Origin of the sequence: Arthrobacter sp. SPG23, from assembly GCF_000876655.1 — a bacterium.
GTDB lineage: Bacteria > Actinomycetota > Actinomycetes > Actinomycetales > Micrococcaceae > Arthrobacter.
The window spans coordinates 140,145-155,747 of sequence record NZ_JYCN01000017.1; the positions used below are offsets into that span (position 1 = coordinate 140,145).

The 15,603-nt window shown below is 66.5% G+C and carries 15 protein-coding genes; 10 read left to right on the forward strand and 5 right to left on the reverse strand.

What is annotated here, in order from left to right:
* Positions 1 to 49 precede the first annotated feature (49 nt).
* Positions 50 to 919: a universal stress protein gene (locus TV39_RS10480; protein ID WP_043481348.1), complete on the forward strand. Its 870-nt coding sequence runs from the start codon at positions 50 to 52 to the stop codon at positions 917 to 919.
* Between the two features lie 108 nt (positions 920 to 1,027).
* On the opposite strand, the gene TV39_RS10485 is transcribed toward TV39_RS10480, so the two are convergent.
* The 4 genes from TV39_RS10485 to TV39_RS10500 all read right to left on the reverse strand — a co-directional run bounded on the left by TV39_RS10485 (position 1,028) and on the right by TV39_RS10500 (position 4,762).
* Positions 1,028 to 1,831 (reverse strand): maleylpyruvate isomerase family mycothiol-dependent enzyme, encoded by an 804-nt coding sequence (locus tag TV39_RS10485; protein ID WP_043481350.1) that lies wholly within the window; start codon positions 1,829 to 1,831, stop codon positions 1,028 to 1,030.
* Positions 1,831 to 2,658 (reverse strand): fumarylacetoacetate hydrolase family protein, encoded by an 828-nt coding sequence (locus TV39_RS10490; protein ID WP_043481352.1) that lies wholly within the window; start codon positions 2,656 to 2,658, stop codon positions 1,831 to 1,833. Before TV39_RS10490 ends, TV39_RS10485 begins: the two co-directional genes overlap by 1 nt.
* Positions 2,655 to 3,788: a cupin domain-containing protein gene (locus TV39_RS10495; protein ID WP_043481354.1), complete on the reverse strand. Its 1,134-nt coding sequence runs from the start codon at positions 3,786 to 3,788 to the stop codon at positions 2,655 to 2,657. Before TV39_RS10495 ends, TV39_RS10490 begins: the two co-directional genes overlap by 4 nt.
* 140 nt (positions 3,789 to 3,928) lie before the next feature.
* The gene (locus TV39_RS10500; RefSeq protein WP_043481356.1) at positions 3,929 to 4,762 is read right to left on the reverse strand and encodes an IclR family transcriptional regulator; all 834 of its coding nucleotides are present in this window, start codon (positions 4,760 to 4,762) and stop codon (positions 3,929 to 3,931) included.
* 118 nt (positions 4,763 to 4,880) lie between these two features.
* Here TV39_RS10500 and TV39_RS10505 point away from each other — a divergent pair, with 118 nt between their 5' ends.
* The 8 genes from TV39_RS10505 to TV39_RS10540 all read left to right on the forward strand — a co-directional run bounded on the left by TV39_RS10505 (position 4,881) and on the right by TV39_RS10540 (position 12,259).
* Positions 4,881 to 6,158 carry an MFS transporter gene (locus TV39_RS10505; protein WP_043481358.1) on the forward strand — a complete coding sequence of 426 codons (1,278 nt, stop codon included), beginning with the start codon at positions 4,881 to 4,883 and terminating at the stop codon, positions 6,156 to 6,158.
* Positions 6,151 to 7,401 carry an FAD-dependent oxidoreductase gene (locus TV39_RS10510; protein WP_043481360.1) on the forward strand — a complete coding sequence of 417 codons (1,251 nt, stop codon included), beginning with the start codon at positions 6,151 to 6,153 and terminating at the stop codon, positions 7,399 to 7,401. The genes TV39_RS10505 and TV39_RS10510 overlap by 8 nt, the downstream gene beginning before the upstream one ends.
* A 145-nt stretch (positions 7,402 to 7,546) precedes the next feature.
* Positions 7,547 to 8,041: an HAD domain-containing protein gene (locus tag TV39_RS10515; protein ID WP_043481362.1), complete on the forward strand. Its 495-nt coding sequence runs from the start codon at positions 7,547 to 7,549 to the stop codon at positions 8,039 to 8,041.
* 169 nt (positions 8,042 to 8,210) lie between these two features.
* Positions 8,211 to 9,419: an inorganic phosphate transporter gene (locus TV39_RS10520; RefSeq protein ID WP_043481364.1), complete on the forward strand. Its 1,209-nt coding sequence runs from the start codon at positions 8,211 to 8,213 to the stop codon at positions 9,417 to 9,419.
* Positions 9,420 to 9,641 carry a hypothetical protein gene (locus tag TV39_RS10525; protein ID WP_043481366.1) on the forward strand — a complete coding sequence of 74 codons (222 nt, stop codon included), beginning with the start codon at positions 9,420 to 9,422 and terminating at the stop codon, positions 9,639 to 9,641. It abuts the gene before it with no gap.
* Between the two features lie 395 nt (positions 9,642 to 10,036).
* Positions 10,037 to 10,807: a hypothetical protein gene (locus tag TV39_RS10530; protein WP_052500560.1), complete on the forward strand. Its 771-nt coding sequence runs from the start codon at positions 10,037 to 10,039 to the stop codon at positions 10,805 to 10,807.
* The gene (locus TV39_RS10535; protein ID WP_043481369.1) at positions 10,804 to 11,673 is read left to right on the forward strand and encodes a hypothetical protein; all 870 of its coding nucleotides are present in this window, start codon (positions 10,804 to 10,806) and stop codon (positions 11,671 to 11,673) included. The genes TV39_RS10530 and TV39_RS10535 overlap by 4 nt, the downstream gene beginning before the upstream one ends.
* Positions 11,674 to 11,686: 13 nt before the next feature.
* The gene (locus TV39_RS10540) at positions 11,687 to 12,259 is read left to right on the forward strand and encodes a dihydrofolate reductase family protein (RefSeq protein ID WP_043481372.1); all 573 of its coding nucleotides are present in this window, start codon (positions 11,687 to 11,689) and stop codon (positions 12,257 to 12,259) included.
* A gap of 24 nt (positions 12,260 to 12,283) precedes the next feature.
* On the opposite strand, the gene TV39_RS10545 is transcribed toward TV39_RS10540, so the two are convergent.
* Complete coding sequence (locus TV39_RS10545; protein ID WP_144406389.1) at positions 12,284 to 12,748, reverse strand: hotdog fold thioesterase; 465 nt, start codon at positions 12,746 to 12,748, stop codon at positions 12,284 to 12,286.
* On the opposite strand from TV39_RS10545, the gene polA reads away from it, so the two are divergent.
* On the forward strand, positions 12,747 to 15,602 hold the full coding sequence (polA, locus tag TV39_RS10550) for a DNA polymerase I (protein WP_144406390.1): 2,856 nt from the start codon (positions 12,747 to 12,749) through the stop codon (positions 15,600 to 15,602). The genes TV39_RS10545 and polA overlap by 2 nt on opposite strands.
* Position 15,603 lies beyond the last annotated feature (1 nt).

The window sequence follows — 15,603 nt, forward strand, 5'->3', positions numbered from 1 at the left end:
CCTCCGGCGTGCTGATCCGAAAACGCGATGGAGAAGAGCAGGATTCAGAATGAGCAAACCAATCGTCGTCGGCATCAACGGCTCCACCGGAAGTGAGGCCGCAATGTCGTGGTCGCTCCACCGGGCAGCCAGGCTCAAGTTTCCGGTGATCGCCGTCCATGCGGTGGATGACCGGTGGATGTCGCCGGACTTCCAGTACCACGAACTGATCAGGGAATCAGGCATGGAGCTCCTGAGGCAGGTGCAGGAGGATGCCGCCAAGAAGGAACCGGACGTGGCCGTCGACGTGCAGCTGCGGCACGGCAGCGCCGGCGCCGCACTGAAGGAAATGTCCAAAGACGCCGCCATGGTGGTCATCGGATCCCACCACCGCCACTGGGCCGACGGAGGACCGATGACCGACCGGGCCCTTCAGGTCGTTACGGCCTCGGACAGTCCCGTGGCGGTTATTCCGCAGGACCAGGGGCCTGAGGGCCGCGGCGTTGTGGTGGGCGTGGACGGCTCCGAGGAGTCCCTGCAGGCCGTTGCGTTTGCTGCGGCTGAAGCGGACCGCGAAGGGGACGAACTGACTGCCGTGCTGGCTTTCCGCCGCCCCGCCCGCTGGGTGCAGAGCGGGATGCCGGCCAGCGGGCTGGCGGAGGTCATTGAAGAAGAGGACAAGATTGTGCTTGCCGAGTCGGTCGCCGGGCTGCGGGATAAATACCCGGACCTGGTGGTGAATCAGGTGCTGGACAAGGACACCGATCCGGCCAAGGCTCTCGTAGAGGCCGCTGCGAACGCGCGCCTCCTGGTCATCGGCAGCCGCGGACGCGGGGGATTCAGCCGCCTTGTCCTTGGCTCCACGGCCCACGCGGTTCTGCTGCGTGTTCCGTGCCCCACGGTGGTCACCAGGGTCCACAAGGTCAAGCACGAGGAATAGCGGGCACTGTCAGTGCATGGCGATGGCCCCCTCCGAGGAGGGGGCCATCGCCATGTGCGGAAGTCGCCGTCGCGCTTCACTGCCGCTCCGGACACCAGGTCCTCGGCGCTAGATCCACTTCGGTGCTGCGGGCACCTCGGGCAGGTCAGCGTCCGACGCCGGTGGAGCGGCGTCCGTTCCCGTGCCGGCTGGTGCTGCGGTGCTCGTTGCCGTCACACCGTGGGTGCCGCGGCCGGTGGCCCATTGGGTGATGGCGGCGAGCGGGCCGGAGATTACTGTTGGTGCTTCGGCGGTTGTGTCGCCGAAGGTCATCCCGCCCGGCTGGTCGGTGACTTTGATGAGCAGGCCGGTGTCGGTGCCGCGGGTGTGCCAGGCACTGGTGATGTCCGCCAAAAGCCGGGACAGGACGGGGGCGGGGATGTCGGTGAAGGTGGCGCCGTTGTCCAGGTCCACGGCGTGGACCCAGACTTCGCGGGTCCGCATCCACACGGTTTCCTCGGCCGGGACGATCCGGCCCTGGGCTGTTTTGACTTTGTGGTGCCAGGCTTCTGCCGGGAGGTCCCGCCATTCGACGTTCAGGTGCACGGCGGAGTGGTCGAACAGGTGCCGCAGCGCGATCGGCGGAAGGGTTGCCCCGAAATTGATTTCGTGGTCGCGCACCGACGTGGAGGCGTACATGGGCGTCTCCACGCCGGTGGCTGCCCACTCGATGAGCCGCGCGATGGCCCGCGCGTTGTAGCCGATGTGGGCCGTTACGTGCCGCCGGGTCCAGCCCGGCAGCAGCGAGTCCCCATCGAGGTCCGCGTCGGAGAGCTCGTTGAGCTTGCGGGCGAAGAACGCCGTGCCCCGCCGTGCCTGCAGCAAACCCTCAAGGAGCTGCGGGTCGGTGGTCTGGTCGTGGCGGGCGACCATCAGGCTTCCTTGACCACGCGGTTGCTCAGCTGGCCCAGGCCCTCGATGGTGGTGACCAGGATCTGGCCTTCCTGCAGGTAGCGCTTGGGATCCTGGGCGTGGCCGACGCCGCCGGGGGTGCCGGTCGCGATCACATCCCCGGGGTTCAGCGTGATGATCGTGGAGATGTAGGAGACCAGGAACTCCGGGGTGAACACGAGGTCCCCGGTGGGGGTGCTCTGCTGGACCTCGCCGTCCACGGCCGAGGTCATCAGGGGACCTGCGGTGAACTCATCCTGGGTGACCAGGGCGGGGCCGAACGGGGTGGAGTTCTCCCAGGTCTTGCCCTGGAGCCACTGGATGGTGCGGAACTGGTAGTCGCGCATGGACACATCGTTCAGCACGGAGTACCCGGCGATGTGGTCCTTGGCGTCGGCTTCGCTGATCCGGCGGCCCTTCTTGCCGATCACCACGGCGAGTTCGGCTTCCCAGTCCACGGTGTCCGATTCCTGCGGCAGCGCCAGGTCATCGTTGGGGCCGATGAGGGATTCCTGGTACTTCGCGAACAGGGTGGGGTACTCCGGGATTTCCCGGCCCATTTCCTTGATGTGGTTCCGGTAGTTGTGGCCCACACAGATGATCTTGCCCGGGAACGGGACCACCGGGGCGAGGTCGGCGCCCTCGGCCGGATGCGTCGCGCCGTTCGCGGCGGCGGCGATGGACTCCCAGGCGGAATCCTTCAGGAGCGCTCCCACATCGGAGAACCCGTCGATTTCGGTCAGGGTGGTCCCGTCCTGGCGGACAGCCCGGGTCGTGCCGTTGCCGGTGCGGAGGGTGAGGAGTCTCATGCGTTCTTGCGTCCTTCGATGTAGGTGCGGTTGAAGTTCAGTCGTTCGAAAATGGGGGCGTCACTGAACCGGAAGAGGTCGAATTCGCTCCCGGCCTGCAGGGACCACTCGGCCCAGGACGGGACAACGAAAAGGTCGCCCTTTTCCAGGTTCCTGGTTTCGCCGTTCAGGACCACGGAACCGGTTCCTTCGAAGACCTGCCAGACGCTGGAGCCGACCTCACGGACGCCCTGGGTGGACGCGCCGGTGCGGAGGCGATGGAACTCGGCCCGGATGGTGGGCATCACGTCCCCGCCCGTGGTGGGGTTCGTGTACCGGACGGCGGCGTGGCCCTGGGACACGGTGGCCGGGTGGCCCTCGTCCTCAAGCAAAAGCTGCTCGCGCAGGGCCCGGTCGGTGTATTCCCAGCGGTACGCCGCGATGGGGGAGCTGGTGGTGTCATCCAGGCCCGAAAGCGGACGCAGCCCCGGGTGGGCCCAGAGCCGCTCGGAGCGGGAGATGTCCGGGGTGGCCTCATCGGTGACCCGTTCGGTGCCGAACTCGAAGAACCCCGCGTCGGCGTAGTGCACGAACGGAATGTCCAGCCCGTCGATCCAGGCCATCGGCTCATCAGTGTCATTGTGGTGGCCGTGGAAGTTCCAGCCCGGGGTCAGCAGGAAATCACCGCGGGACATCCGGACCGGGTCCCCGTTCACCACGGTCCACACGCCTTCGCCCTCGACGACGAAGCGGAAGGCGTTCTGCGAGTGGCGGTGCTCCGGGGCGGTCTCGCGGGCACCGAGGTACTGGATCGCAGCCCACAGCGTCGGGGTGGCGTACGGGGTACCGGCAAGGCCGGGGTTGGCCAGGGCAATGGCGCGGCGTTCCCCGCCGCGGCCCACGGGCACCAGGTCACCGGCACGGGCGGCCAGCGGATACAGGTCGCTCCAGCGCCACACATGCGGCACCGCCTTCGGGGACGGGACCATCGGCATCAAATCCGCGATCTCAGTCCACAAAGGAATCAGGTTCTCCCGGTCAAAATCCCGGTACAGCTCTTTCAGCTGGGCAGCTTCTTCGGGCGTCGGCTCCGGAGCAGTGTGCCCCGCGGCCACTGATTCATGAGTCGTGTTCTCGGCGCTGATGGACACGTGGGCCTCCTCGATAGGTCAGAACGGTTCTTGGCGTAGTTCGACTCTACGGATGCCGTGGTGTGACCCCCAACATATTCTGCTGGGCAGAATTGACTGAGCGGTCCGACGGCGGGACCTGCGGGCGCCTTGCCCGGTGTTCAGTCCGGCTCGGCCGGATTTGCTGCGATGTCGATTTCCAGCTGCCGGCAGGTTTCCCGCAGGGCGGGCACCAGCCCGGCGTCAAACACCCTGCGGAAGCGGGTCGCGGGGGTGGCCACGCTGAGCGCGCCCACCACCTTCCCGTGCCTGTTGTGCAGGGCGATCCCGAGGGCGCTCACACCTTCCTCGGTTCCTTCGAAGTTGGCGGCGAAGCCGTTGTTGCGGATCGACTCCAGCTCGCGCAGGAATGCCGGGTACTCCGCAGCCGCGATGGTGTCCCCGCCGATCTCTGCGTTGTTGCTGCGGAAGAGCTGGTCGATCATGGGAACATCCAGTTCGGCGAGCATGGCCTTGCCCCCGGAGGTCCTGTTGGCGGGCATCACCGTTCCCTGCCGGTCACCGACCCGCAACACGTTGTTCCCTTCCACGGTGCCCAGGAAACGTACTTTCGTACCCACCCTCACCATGAGGTTGACGGTCTCGTTCAGCTGCGCGGAGAGCAGTTCCATGTGCGGCTGGGCGAGCGAGCGAAGCAGCCGGGTCCAGCTCAGCCCCGCCGGCCCCACGCCCATTGCCGGGCCGGGCACATAGCGCCGGGTTTCATCCTGGACGGCGAAACCCCGGTAAACCAGCATTGCCAGGAGGCGGTGGGCAGTGGAAGGGGCCACGCCCAGCTCCTCGGCGGCGTCCTTGAGGCGCAGCGCTCCACCGTCACGGAGCAGCTGCAGGAGCTGCAGCGCGTTGTCGACCGCCTCAATGGAATAGGTGGGCCGCTTCTGCACTGGTTTCCGGGCTGATCTGGATGCCGGTTTGGGGGTTTGCTGTTTCTGCACATCAGAATTCTATTGTGGTTCACCTTCCCTGGCCATGACAGTAGTGGCATGAATCACACAACTTCCGCTGCAGCGCCGCAACGGTCCTCTCAAGGGGATCCCGTCCCCACTTCCGCTGATGGGCCTGCATTCGCGGTTTTCCAAAGCGTCGGCCGCGGCCGTCCTCGTCTGCTGGCTGTTGGTGGTCTTCGATGGCTACGATCTCATCGTCTACGGCACTGTCCAGTCTTCGCTGATCTCCGAGACCGGCTGGGGCCTGAACAAGGCCACCGCCGGGACCATCGGGTCCATGGCCTTCCTCGGCATGATGATCGGAGCGATCTTCGCCGGCCGGATGGCTGACTCGTGGGGTCGACGCCGCACCATTCTGGGGTGCGCCGTGGTCTTCTCGGTCTTCACCGCCCTCTGTGCCTTCGCTCCCAACGCTGCCGTCTTCGGCGGCCTGCGGCTCCTCGCCGGCATCGGGCTTGGCGGCCTGGTGCCCTCGGCGAACGCCCTCGTTGCTGAACTCGTCCCCACCAAGTGGCGGTCCACCATTGCCACCCTGATGATGTCCGGTGTACCGATCGGCGGATCCATCGCCGCCCTTGTCGGCATCCAGCTGATTCCAGCCTTCGGGTGGCAGGCCATGTTCCTCGTGGCCGTGCTGGCCCTGGTGATCGTGGTGCCGCTGGGACTGAAATACCTCCCGGAGACGCTGGTGCCGGTCAGTGCGGCCGAGAAGGCCGCCCGCAAGGCTGCGGGCAGTGCCGGCACGATGAAGGAACCGTCCGGTTTCTCCTCCTTGCTCCGCGCCCCGTACCTGGGCGTCAGCATGCTGTTTGCCCTGGCGACGATCGCCACCCTGTTCGCCTGGTACGGACTCGGAACCTGGCTGCCCAACCTGATGCAGCTGGCGGGTTACAACCTCGGTTCCGCCCTGACCTTCGCGTTGGCCCTCAACCTGGGTGCGGTGGCCGGTTCGGTCATCACGGCCTGGGCCGGGACCCGCTTCGGTCCGGTGCCGACTGCCATCGCAGCGGCCGCCGTCGCCGCCGTCGCGCTGGTGGTCCTCATCACGGGACCGTCCGTCACCGTCGTGTACCTCATGCTGGTCCTTGCCGGCGTCGGCACCCACGGCACGCAGTGCCTCATCATCGCCGCCGTCGCAAGCCACTACCCCGGCCACCTGCGGGGAACCGCCCTGGGTTGGGCGCTGGGGACGGGCCGTATCGGCGCCGTCGTCGCGCCCCAGGTGGGCGGACTCCTCCTCGCTGCCGGACTCGGCGTCAATTCCAATTTCCTCGCCTTCGCCGGTGCAGCCGCCATTGCAGCGGTCCTGCTGGCCGCCGTCGGCATCAAACTCAAGTCGAAACTCTCACCCTCACCCTCACCAACAGGAGTAAGCAATGTCTGAGCACGCCACGTCCACCGATGTCCTCGTCATCGGAGGGGGAATGGCCGGACTGGCCGGAGCCCTCGCGCTGCGTGAAAACGGCGCCAACGTCACCCTCGTGGAGCGCGCTCCGGAATTCGGCGAGGTCGGCGCGGGCCTGCAGATGGCCCCCAACGCCTCCCGCGTCCTTCGGCGCTGGGGACTGCTTGAGAAAGCGCTGGAAATCGGTGTCCAGCCCAAGCACCTGGTCTTCCGCGACGCCGTCACCGGCGAGGAGCTCACCCGCCAGACCCTCGGCGCGGGATTCGAGGAACGCTACGGCGCACCCTACGTCGTGATCCACCGCAGCGACCTGCACCGGGTCCTGCTCGAAGGCTGCGAAGCTGCCGGCGTCACGCTCGTCAACGACGTCATGGTTGAGAGCGTCGAAACCGTGAACGGCCGAGGCGTGGCGCACACAGCCGCAGGCGTTGACTACGAAGCCGACGTCGTGATTGGTGCCGACGGTCTCCGGTCCACCCTCCGCCCGCTCGTGGCCAACGACGAGCCCGTCTCCTCGGCCTACGTCGCCTACCGCGGCACGGTGCCGATCACCGAGAACACCCCCAAGGCCGACCTTGAGGACGTCATCGTCTACCTCGGCCCCGACTGCCACCTGGTGCAGTACCCGCTGCGCAAGGGCGAGCTGCTGAACACAGTGGCCGTCTTCAAGTCGCCGTCCTTCGAAGCCGGTGTTGAGCAGTACGGCGGAGTGGACGAGCTAGAGGCAGCCTACAAGGACTGCGTCCCGGTCGTTCAGGAAGCTCTGAAGAACCTGGCTACCGGCATCCGCTGGCCCATGTACGACCGCGACCCGATCGAAAACTGGGTTGCCGGCCGGATGGTGCTGATGGGCGACGCAGCGCACCCGATGCTCCAGTACCTCGCCCAGGGCGCCTGCCAGGCGCTTGAGGACGCCGCCGTGCTGCAGGACGCGAGCATGGGCACTGTCTTCACCGCCGAAGGCGTCAACCCGGACGCCTGGGACGGTGCCATCAAGGAGTTCAACAACATCCGCGCCGGCCGCACCGCCCGCGTCCAGCGCACCGCCCGCGTCTGGGGCGAATCGTGGCACGTCTCCGGCCTGGCCCGCACACTGCGTAACCTGCTCTTCAAGAGCCGCAAGGACAACGACTTCCAGTACAACGACTGGCTGTACGGCCAGGAGGGCGAGGGAGTTCCCGCCGCCAAGAGCGCGGCAGCGGCGGCGAAAGTCCCCGCCTGATCTTCCGCCCCAGGCATAGCGCAGCACCCTGAAAAGTGCCGGACACCATTCTGTGTCCGGTACTTTTCCGTTTGGTGCCGTATTGCCCGCCCCACGGCCCCTCGGTAACGTTTTTGGTGGGGCTCCTGGACGAGAGGACGCGGCCGTGAGGAATGTCTCCCTCTACCTGGACGTGGACGGCGTGATTTGCCCGTTCGGGGCCGCCGGGGCCACGGACTGGGGGAGCCCGTGGCGGACCTCCGACGCCGGCCTTCTTGAAGTGACGTACGCCGGGGAGCTCGTGGAATCCCTCAACGCGCTGGCCGTGACACCCGGCCTCCGGTGCGTCTGGCTTACCAGCTGGGAGGAGATGGCGCCGGACTACCTGTGCCCCGCCATCGGGCTGGCAGGACGGGAATGGCCCGTCCTTGCCAGCGATGGATTGGGCGGCGGCGGTGGCTGGTGGAAGCTGCAGGCCCTGCAACGGGACATCGAGGCGTCGGCACCGGACCGTGCCGTGTGGATCGACGACCAACTCGATTTCGAAGCTGAGGCCCGCGCGTGGGCGTCCGTCCTCGGCAGGAGACTGCTGCTGATTTCACCGCATCCCAGACGGGGATTGTCCCGCGCTGAACTGGAGGCCGTGCGTGCTTTCCTTTGACCGCTGGTTGTTTTGTCCTCAGGGCGTTGACGCGTACGATCGTTAGGGTTTCAAGCCCCTTCCGAACAACAACACGTGAATCTCCGGCAAACATCCGGGTAATGCTGCGTGCGGACAGGGCACGGGGAAGTGGAACTGCTGACCGTCGACTCTGCAGATTGGGCAACAGGTGGAAATCACCTTCATGGTGGCGCTGGTAATAGCGCTGGCACTTTTTTTCGACTTCACCAACGGCTTTCATGACACCGCCAATGCAATGGCTACGCCCATCGCCACCGGTGCCATCAAACCCAAGACGGCAGTTGCCTTGGCAGCAGTCCTGAACCTGGTCGGAGCGTTCCTTTCCACGGAAGTGGCCAAGACGGTTTCCGGCGGAATCATCAAGGAAGGTTCAGACGGCATTCAGATCACCCCGGACATCATTTTCGCCGGTCTGATGGGCGCCATCCTTTGGAACATGATCACGTGGCTGAAGGGCCTGCCGTCTAGTTCGTCGCACGCCCTCTTCGGCGGGCTGATCGGGGCCGCGATCGCCGGCATCGGCATCCATTCGGTGAACTTCGAATCCCTCATGCAGAAGGTCATCCTTCCCGCCATCTTCGCCCCGGTCATCGCCGGCGGAGTGGCCTACGTCTGTACCCGCCTTGCGTACGCGCTGACGTCCCGTCACGATCCTGAGACCGGCAGCAAGCTCACGCAGAAGCGCGGTGGTTTCCGAACCGGCCAGATCTTCACGTCCAGCCTGGTGGCCCTGGCGCACGGCACCAACGATGCGCAGAAGACCATGGGCATCATCACCCTGGTGCTCATCGCCGCCGGAACGCAGGCGCCGGGCTCAGGCCCGCAGTTCTGGGTCATTGCAGCCTGTGCGTTCGCCATTGCCATCGGCACGTATGCCGGCGGCTGGCGGATCATCCGCACCATGGGCTCGGGCCTCACCGACGTCAAGCCCGCCCAGGGCTTCGCAGCGGAAGCCAGCACGGCCTCGGCCATTCTCGCGTCCTCGCACCTGGGCTTCGCGCTGTCCACCACCCAGGTGGCCTCCGGATCAGTGATTGGTTCCGGGCTTGGCCGCAAGGGCACCTCGGTGCGCTGGGGCACTGCCGGTCGCATCGCCGTCGGCTGGCTTTTCACCCTCCCGGCCGCCGGAATCGTCGGTGCCCTGACCGCCCTGCTCGTGATGACCGGACCCGTGGGGGTAATCATTGCCGCCGTTGCCGGGACCGGTGCAGTGCTGTTCATGTTCCTCCACTCCCGCAAGTCCCATGTGGGCCACCACAACGCCGTGGAGGTCGAGGAAGCAGGGCAGGCCGTCCGCTTCCGCAAGAAGAAGGCACTGGCCGCCAGCCGCGCCAACAAGCTGAAGGGTGGCAACTAAATGAAATGGTTGGAATTGGTCCAGGTGGCCGGTGCCACGCTGCTGGCCGCCGTGACGGTGGTGGTCCTTTACTCCGTCGGGGTCCGTTTTACCGCCATCGCCGGTGATCCCGAGCAGGCTACGCCGCGGTGGATGAAATCGCTCGCCTACGCCTGCTTCGGGCTGTGCGGCCTGGCGGTGCTGTTCGGCCTTTACCTGATCATTCCTTACTTCAGCAAGTAGCCACAGGCCGTTACCCCTGGAGCGCACGGGACTGCTCTGGCGGATATCACCCAACGGGGGAATAGTTAACACTGTTTCAGCGTGTTTGGTCCGGCTCCGCGGCCGGCCGGTGCCGGGAGCCATCCCGAAGGGTTTATCCAGGCCGGTTCCCCTGCCGGGAACCGCAAGCAGGTGGGTCTCTCATGCACAGTCAAACCGGGGCAGCAGCTCGGCCTGCGGCCCGACTCCCAGGAACCGCAGCGGCGTTGTGCCTCCTGGTCCTCGCCGTCGGATGCGCCGCTCAGCCTTCCGCGCCACCGGAATCGCAGGCAAGTACGACGACGACGGCGGCACCTCCCGCGCCGGAGCCCGCCGCCACCACCTCCTCCAGCGCGAATCCGCCCACGGCTGCGCCGTTGCCCGGTCCGGCAGACGGCCCGCCCGTAGCCGGTGGCCCTGTCATCCGGTGGGTCCCCATCGGACCGGCCGCACCCACCGATCCGCCAGAGGGGACGCTCTACGAGCTCCTGCGCAACCGTGACTGCGCCGGTCTTCGCGAGTCAACGCTGAACACGGCGTTTCCTGCTGTCTGGAAGGCCGCGGAGGCCACGTGCCAGGCACTGGCCACGGACCTGCCCGCGGACTGGCAGCAGGCACAGGCCGCGCTGGCCGGGGTTCCCGGCCTGCCGCCCGGGCGGTGCTGGGAAATCAAGGTCACGGAATCGCTGCATCAGGCAGTCGCCCTGCGGACCGCCCACCCGGGAGTCCAGCTCCTCGTAAATGCCGCCGGGGCAGGGGACGACTGCCCCCGGCAGCTGACCGGCTTAACGGTCCTCGACGGGCCTTCCGCCGGCGCCGCCCCGCCATCCGTTCCTTTCGGCGGCGGCGCCAAAGTGCGGCTTGAGGGGTTCTTCGTGAACGTGGACAAAGTCCTGGTGGACGGCAACCCGGTCGATGTCCAAGGCACGCCGTTCGGTCCCTTCGAGTTTTATGCCCCGCCGGCCGCTTCCGGCGCCACGTCCGCCACCGTGGCAGTCGTAGCCACGCCGCCCGTCTCCGGTGAAGCCGCGCTCCTCTACGCCGACCCGACACCGCCCGTTCCCGGCCCCACGCCAACCACACCGCCCACCCCACCCCCTGACACTTCCTCGCCGCCGCCGGAGACGCCGGCAGGAGCGACGCCATGACCGGCGAACCCGAGGCCGACCCCCGCTGGAAACGTGCCGTGGACATGCTGGCGGTCATCGGGCCGCCACTGACCATTGCGACAGCCCTGCTGGTCTATTTCGGCTGGGCGCGGACGGATGCCCAGGCAAAGGCCATGGGGCTGGACGTCAGCCTCTTCGGCTACACCGTGCAGGATTTTGTCCTCAGGAGCATCCCGTCCCTGTTCATCCCGCTGGTCTGGCTGCTGATTGTGGCTGCCATATGGCTTTCCGTGGACAGGTTCCTGGCCGGACGCCTCACTGCCGGCCGGGGCGCGGGCATCCGGAGGCTCGCCGCGGCAATACTGGTTGCCGGACTGGCCTGTGCGGCAACCATGTGGCTGGTGGTGATTCTCCAGCCTGAACGCACCGTCTTGTTCGTGCCGTACGTTATGGCCGGCGGCGTCCTTCTGGCGGCCTGGGGCCTGAGCCTTTGGCGGCGGTCCGCGGACGCACCGGGACGCAGCCTCGCCGCACTGTCCCGCGGGTCCGAGAAGACGCTCATCTTCTGCCTGGTGACACTCCTGCTCTTCTGGGGAACGTCCGACTACGCCCAGGCCCTGGGCCGGGGACTTGCGGTGAGCTACGAGCAACGGTCCGCGCTCCTGCCCACCGCAGTTGTCTACAGCAAGGACCGGCTGGGCATCAGCGCACCCAACGTCACCGAACAATCCAGCGGCACGGCGGAACATCCGGTGTACCAGTACAGCGGCCTGCGGCTGCTCGTGGTCAGCGGCGGACGTATCTTCCTGCTCAACGAGGGCTGGACGCTCCGGAGCGGCAAGGTGGTGGTGCTCCGCGATGATCCCGGCGTCCGCGTGGAGTATGGGAACCCGGAGTCCAAATGACTAGGCTGGGGCCATGTCCAGACTCCAGTACTTCGTGGCCTCATCCCTCGACGGATTCATCGCCACGCCCGATGACAACCTGGCATGGCTCCTCCAGTTCGACGGGTTCGAGGGCGGCCGGGAAAGCTACGAAGCCTTTATGGCCGAGGTCGGCTGCATTGTGATGGGCGGGGACACCTACGCCTGGCTGATGGAGCATGAGCCGGGCAACTGGCCGTACCCGGACACCCCGTGCTGGGTCTTCACGCACCATGAACACTCGGCGCCCCGGGGCGCGGACGTCACGTTCGTCCGCGGCGACGTCCGAGAGTTCATGGACGATTTCACCGCTGAGGCGGCCGGCAACAACATCTGGCTGGTTGGCGGGGGAGAGCTCGCGGCCCAGTTCGCCGATGCCGGCCTGCTGGACGAAATCATCGTTTCCATCATCCCGGTGGTACTTGGTGCCGGAAAGCCCGTGCTGCCCATCAGGACAGGGCCCACCCGGCCGCTGGAGCTGGCGGCGTCCAGCACCATGGGCAGGGGAATCGTCGAGCTTCGCTACCGGCTCGGCAAAGCGCCGTCCGACGGCGCAGCTTCCGGCTGAGCCCCTGCCAGCCAGAGCGGGCAGTCAGTCAGCGATGTCCCGAATCAGGTTGGTGATCCGTGCAGTGGAGAGCCGGCGGCCCTTCTCGTCGGTCATCACGATCTCGTGCGTGGTGAGCGTGCGGCCCAAGTGGATGGCCGTGCAGGTTCCCGTCACAGTGCCGGAGGCGATGGCGCGGTGATGCGTCGCCCCCACCTCGATGCCCAGTGCCTGCCGTCCCGGGCCGGCGTGCATCCCGGCAGCGAACGAACCGAGGGTCTCGGCCAGCACCACGTGGGCGCCGCCGTGCAGGATCCCCGCAACCTGCGTGTTGCCTTCGACCGGCATGGTGGCCACTGTGCGTTCCGGGCTCATTTCGAGGAAGTGGATGCCCATCTTCACCACCAGCGCACCCACGCCGTATTCGCCGAGCCACTCATGCATTTCTTCCGGGACTCCGGCGGCTGCCAGTTCGTCGGCGAACTGCCCGGGCGTGAAATTGTCCATCATGGGAACTAGGCTGGCACCTGTGAGCGAAACTACCAAACCGGCCCTTGCCCCCTCTGCAACAGACACCTTCCCGGCAGCTGAGTCCGAATCAGCGACTGCGGCCAAACCCGCCCGGAAAACCACACGCACCGCGGAGCCGGTTTCCGCCACCGTGGCCCCCGTGATTCCCATCACCGACCAGCCCCGCCTCCTGGTGCTGGACGGGCACTCGATGGCGTTCCGGGCGTTCTTCGCGCTGCCCGCGGACAAGTTCTCCACCGCAGCCGGCCAGCACACCAATGCGATCCACGGATTCACGTCCATGCTCATCAACCTGATCAAGGAACAGAAGCCCACCCACGTCGCGGTTGCCTTTGACGTCTCCGATGAGACCACCCACCGCAAGGCCGAGTACAGCGAGTACAAGGGCGGCCGCAACGAGACTCCCCGCGAGATGAGCGGCCAGATCGACCTCATTGACAAGGTCATGGGCGCGTGGGGCATCAAAACCATCAAGATGCCCGGCTACGAAGCAGATGACGTCCTGGCCACGCTCGCCGCGATGGGGGAAAAGGCGGGCTATGAAGTGCTGCTGGTGACGGGCGACCGCGACGCCTTCCAGCTGATTACGGACAACGTCTTTGTGCTGTACCCCAGGAAGGGCGTCAGCGATATTCCGCGGCTGGACGCCCCCGCCATCCAGGAAAAGTATTTCGTCAGCCCGGCACAGTATTCGGACCTTGCCGCCCTGGTGGGGGAGTCGGCGGACAACCTCCCGGGCGTTCCCGGCGTTGGCCCCAAGACGGCCGCCAAGTGGATCAACCTCTATGGCGGGCTGGAAGGCGTGCTGGAACACCTCGACTCAATAGGCGGCAAGGTGGGGGACGCCCTCCGCGAAAACGTGGAGGCCGTGAAGAGGAACCGCCGGCTGAACAGGCTGCACACCGACCTGGAGCTTCCCGTGACGCTGGACGACCTCGCGGATCCCCGGCCCGACCAGGCTGCGCTGGAACAGTTGTTTGACGACCTCGAGTTCAAGACCATCCGCACCCGGCTCTTTGCCCTCTACGGCGCCGACGATGTGGACCTCGCGGAGCGGGAGAGCCTTGACATCCCCGACTACAGCACGCCCGCCGGAGCGGCCGAGCTGAGCGCATTCCTGGCCGCGGGTGCCGGACAGCGGTCCGCCGTCGCCGTCGACCTCGTTCCCGGCCGCATCGGCGAGGACGCCGCCGCGCTGACAATTGTCCGGGACGGAGCGGCGGTTTACCTTGACCTGTCCAGCCAGGACGCCGAGGCCGAGAACGTCCTGGCAGCGTGGCTGCGCGACCCGGAAGCGCCCAAGGTGATGCACGGGTTCAAGGCCGCCCTGAAGGCCCTGACCGCCCGCGGCCTGGAACTGGAAGGCGTCGTCGATGACACGTCGATTTCCGGCTACCTGATCCAGCCGGACCGCCGCACCTACGAGCTCGCGGAGCTTGCTCAGCACCACCTCAACATCGAAATCTCCACGGCCGTTGCGAAGGCCGGGCAGCTGGAACTGGCGTTCGACGGCGACGATGCAGCCGCCGCCGGCGAACTGGTCCACGCTGCCGCCGTCGTGAACGCCCTCAGCCGCTACTTCGAAGCGGAACTGAAGGAGCGCAAGGCGGAGGAGCTGCTGTCCACGCTGGAACTTCCCGTGAGCCGGGTCCTTGCCGATATGGAACTCGCCGGAATCGCCATCGACATGCAGCGGATGGATGAGCAGCTGGCTGACCTTGCCAAGGTGATCGACAACGCCCAGGAACTTGCCTTCGCCGCCATTGGCCACGAGGTCAACCTCGGGTCGCCCAAACAGCTGCAGACCGTGCTCTTCGACGAACTGCAGCTGCCCAAGACGAAGAAGATCAAGTCCGGATACACCACCGACGCCGCTTCGCTCAAGAACCTGCTCGAAAAGACCGGCCACGAATTCCTGGTCCAGCTGATGGCGCACCGGGAATCCTCGAAACTCCGCCAGATGCTGGAGTCGCTGAAGAAGTCCGTCACCGAGGACGGCCGCATCCACACCACCTACGCGCAGAACGTCGCAGCCACCGGCCGCATCTCATCCAACAACCCCAACCTGCAGAACATCCCCATCCGGAGCGAAGAGGGCCGGCGCGTCCGTGGCATCTTCGTGGTCAGCGACGGCTATGAATGCCTCCTGTCCGCAGACTATTCGCAGATCGAGATGCGGATCATGGCCCACCTCTCAGGGGACGCCGGCCTGATCCAGGCCTACCGGGACGGCGAGGACCTGCACCGGTTCGTGGGATCGAACATCTTCCATGTGCCCACCGACCAGGTCACCAGCGCCATGCGTTCCAAGGTCAAGGCGATGTCCTACGGCCTTGCCTACGGCCTGACCTCGTTCGGGCTCTCGAAGCAGCTGGAGATTTCCGTCGACGAGGCGCGGACGCTGATGAAGGAGTACTTCGACCGCTTCGGAGCCGTCCGCGACTACCTTCGCGGCGTGGTGGAGCAGGCCCGGGTCGACGGCTACACCGCCACCATCGAGGGGCGCCGCCGGTACCTGCCGGACCTCACCAGCACGGACCGCCAGCTGCGGGAAAACGCGGAACGCATTGCGCTCAACTCACCCATCCAGGGCTCGGCGGCGGACATCATCAAGCGGGCCATGCTGGGCGTGCATGCCGAACTGAAGGCGCAGGGCCTCAAGTCCCGCATGCTCCTGCAGGTCCACGACGAACTGGTGCTTGAAGTGGCGGCAGGCGAACGGGAGGCGGTGGAGAAACTTGTGACAGAGCAGATGGGCTCCGCTGCGGACCTCAGCGTGCCGCTGGAAGTCCAGATCGGCGTCGGGCCGAGCTGGTACGACGCCGGCCACTAAG

Excerpts from the sequence above, each read along its gene's own strand:
- TV39_RS10525 (WP_043481366.1), top strand. The coding sequence starts at position 9,420 with ATGAAATGGTTGGAATTGGTCCAGGTGGCCGGTGCCACGCTGCTGGCC.
- TV39_RS10545 (WP_144406389.1), bottom strand. The coding sequence starts at position 12,748 with ATGATGGACAATTTCACGCCCGGGCAGTTCGCCGACGAACTGGCAGCC.
- TV39_RS10540 (WP_043481372.1), top strand. The coding sequence starts at position 11,687 with ATGTCCAGACTCCAGTACTTCGTGGCCTCATCCCTCGACGGATTCATC.
- TV39_RS10505 (WP_043481358.1), top strand. The coding sequence starts at position 4,881 with ATGGGCCTGCATTCGCGGTTTTCCAAAGCGTCGGCCGCGGCCGTCCTC.
- TV39_RS10510 (WP_043481360.1), top strand. The coding sequence starts at position 6,151 with ATGTCTGAGCACGCCACGTCCACCGATGTCCTCGTCATCGGAGGGGGA.
- TV39_RS10535 (WP_043481369.1), top strand. The coding sequence starts at position 10,804 with ATGACCGGCGAACCCGAGGCCGACCCCCGCTGGAAACGTGCCGTGGAC.
- TV39_RS10480 (WP_043481348.1), top strand. The coding sequence starts at position 50 with ATGAGCAAACCAATCGTCGTCGGCATCAACGGCTCCACCGGAAGTGAG.
- TV39_RS10485 (WP_043481350.1), bottom strand. The coding sequence starts at position 1,831 with ATGGTCGCCCGCCACGACCAGACCACCGACCCGCAGCTCCTTGAGGGT.
- polA (WP_144406390.1), top strand. The coding sequence starts at position 12,747 with ATGGGAACTAGGCTGGCACCTGTGAGCGAAACTACCAAACCGGCCCTT.
- TV39_RS10490 (WP_043481352.1), bottom strand. The coding sequence starts at position 2,658 with ATGAGACTCCTCACCCTCCGCACCGGCAACGGCACGACCCGGGCTGTC.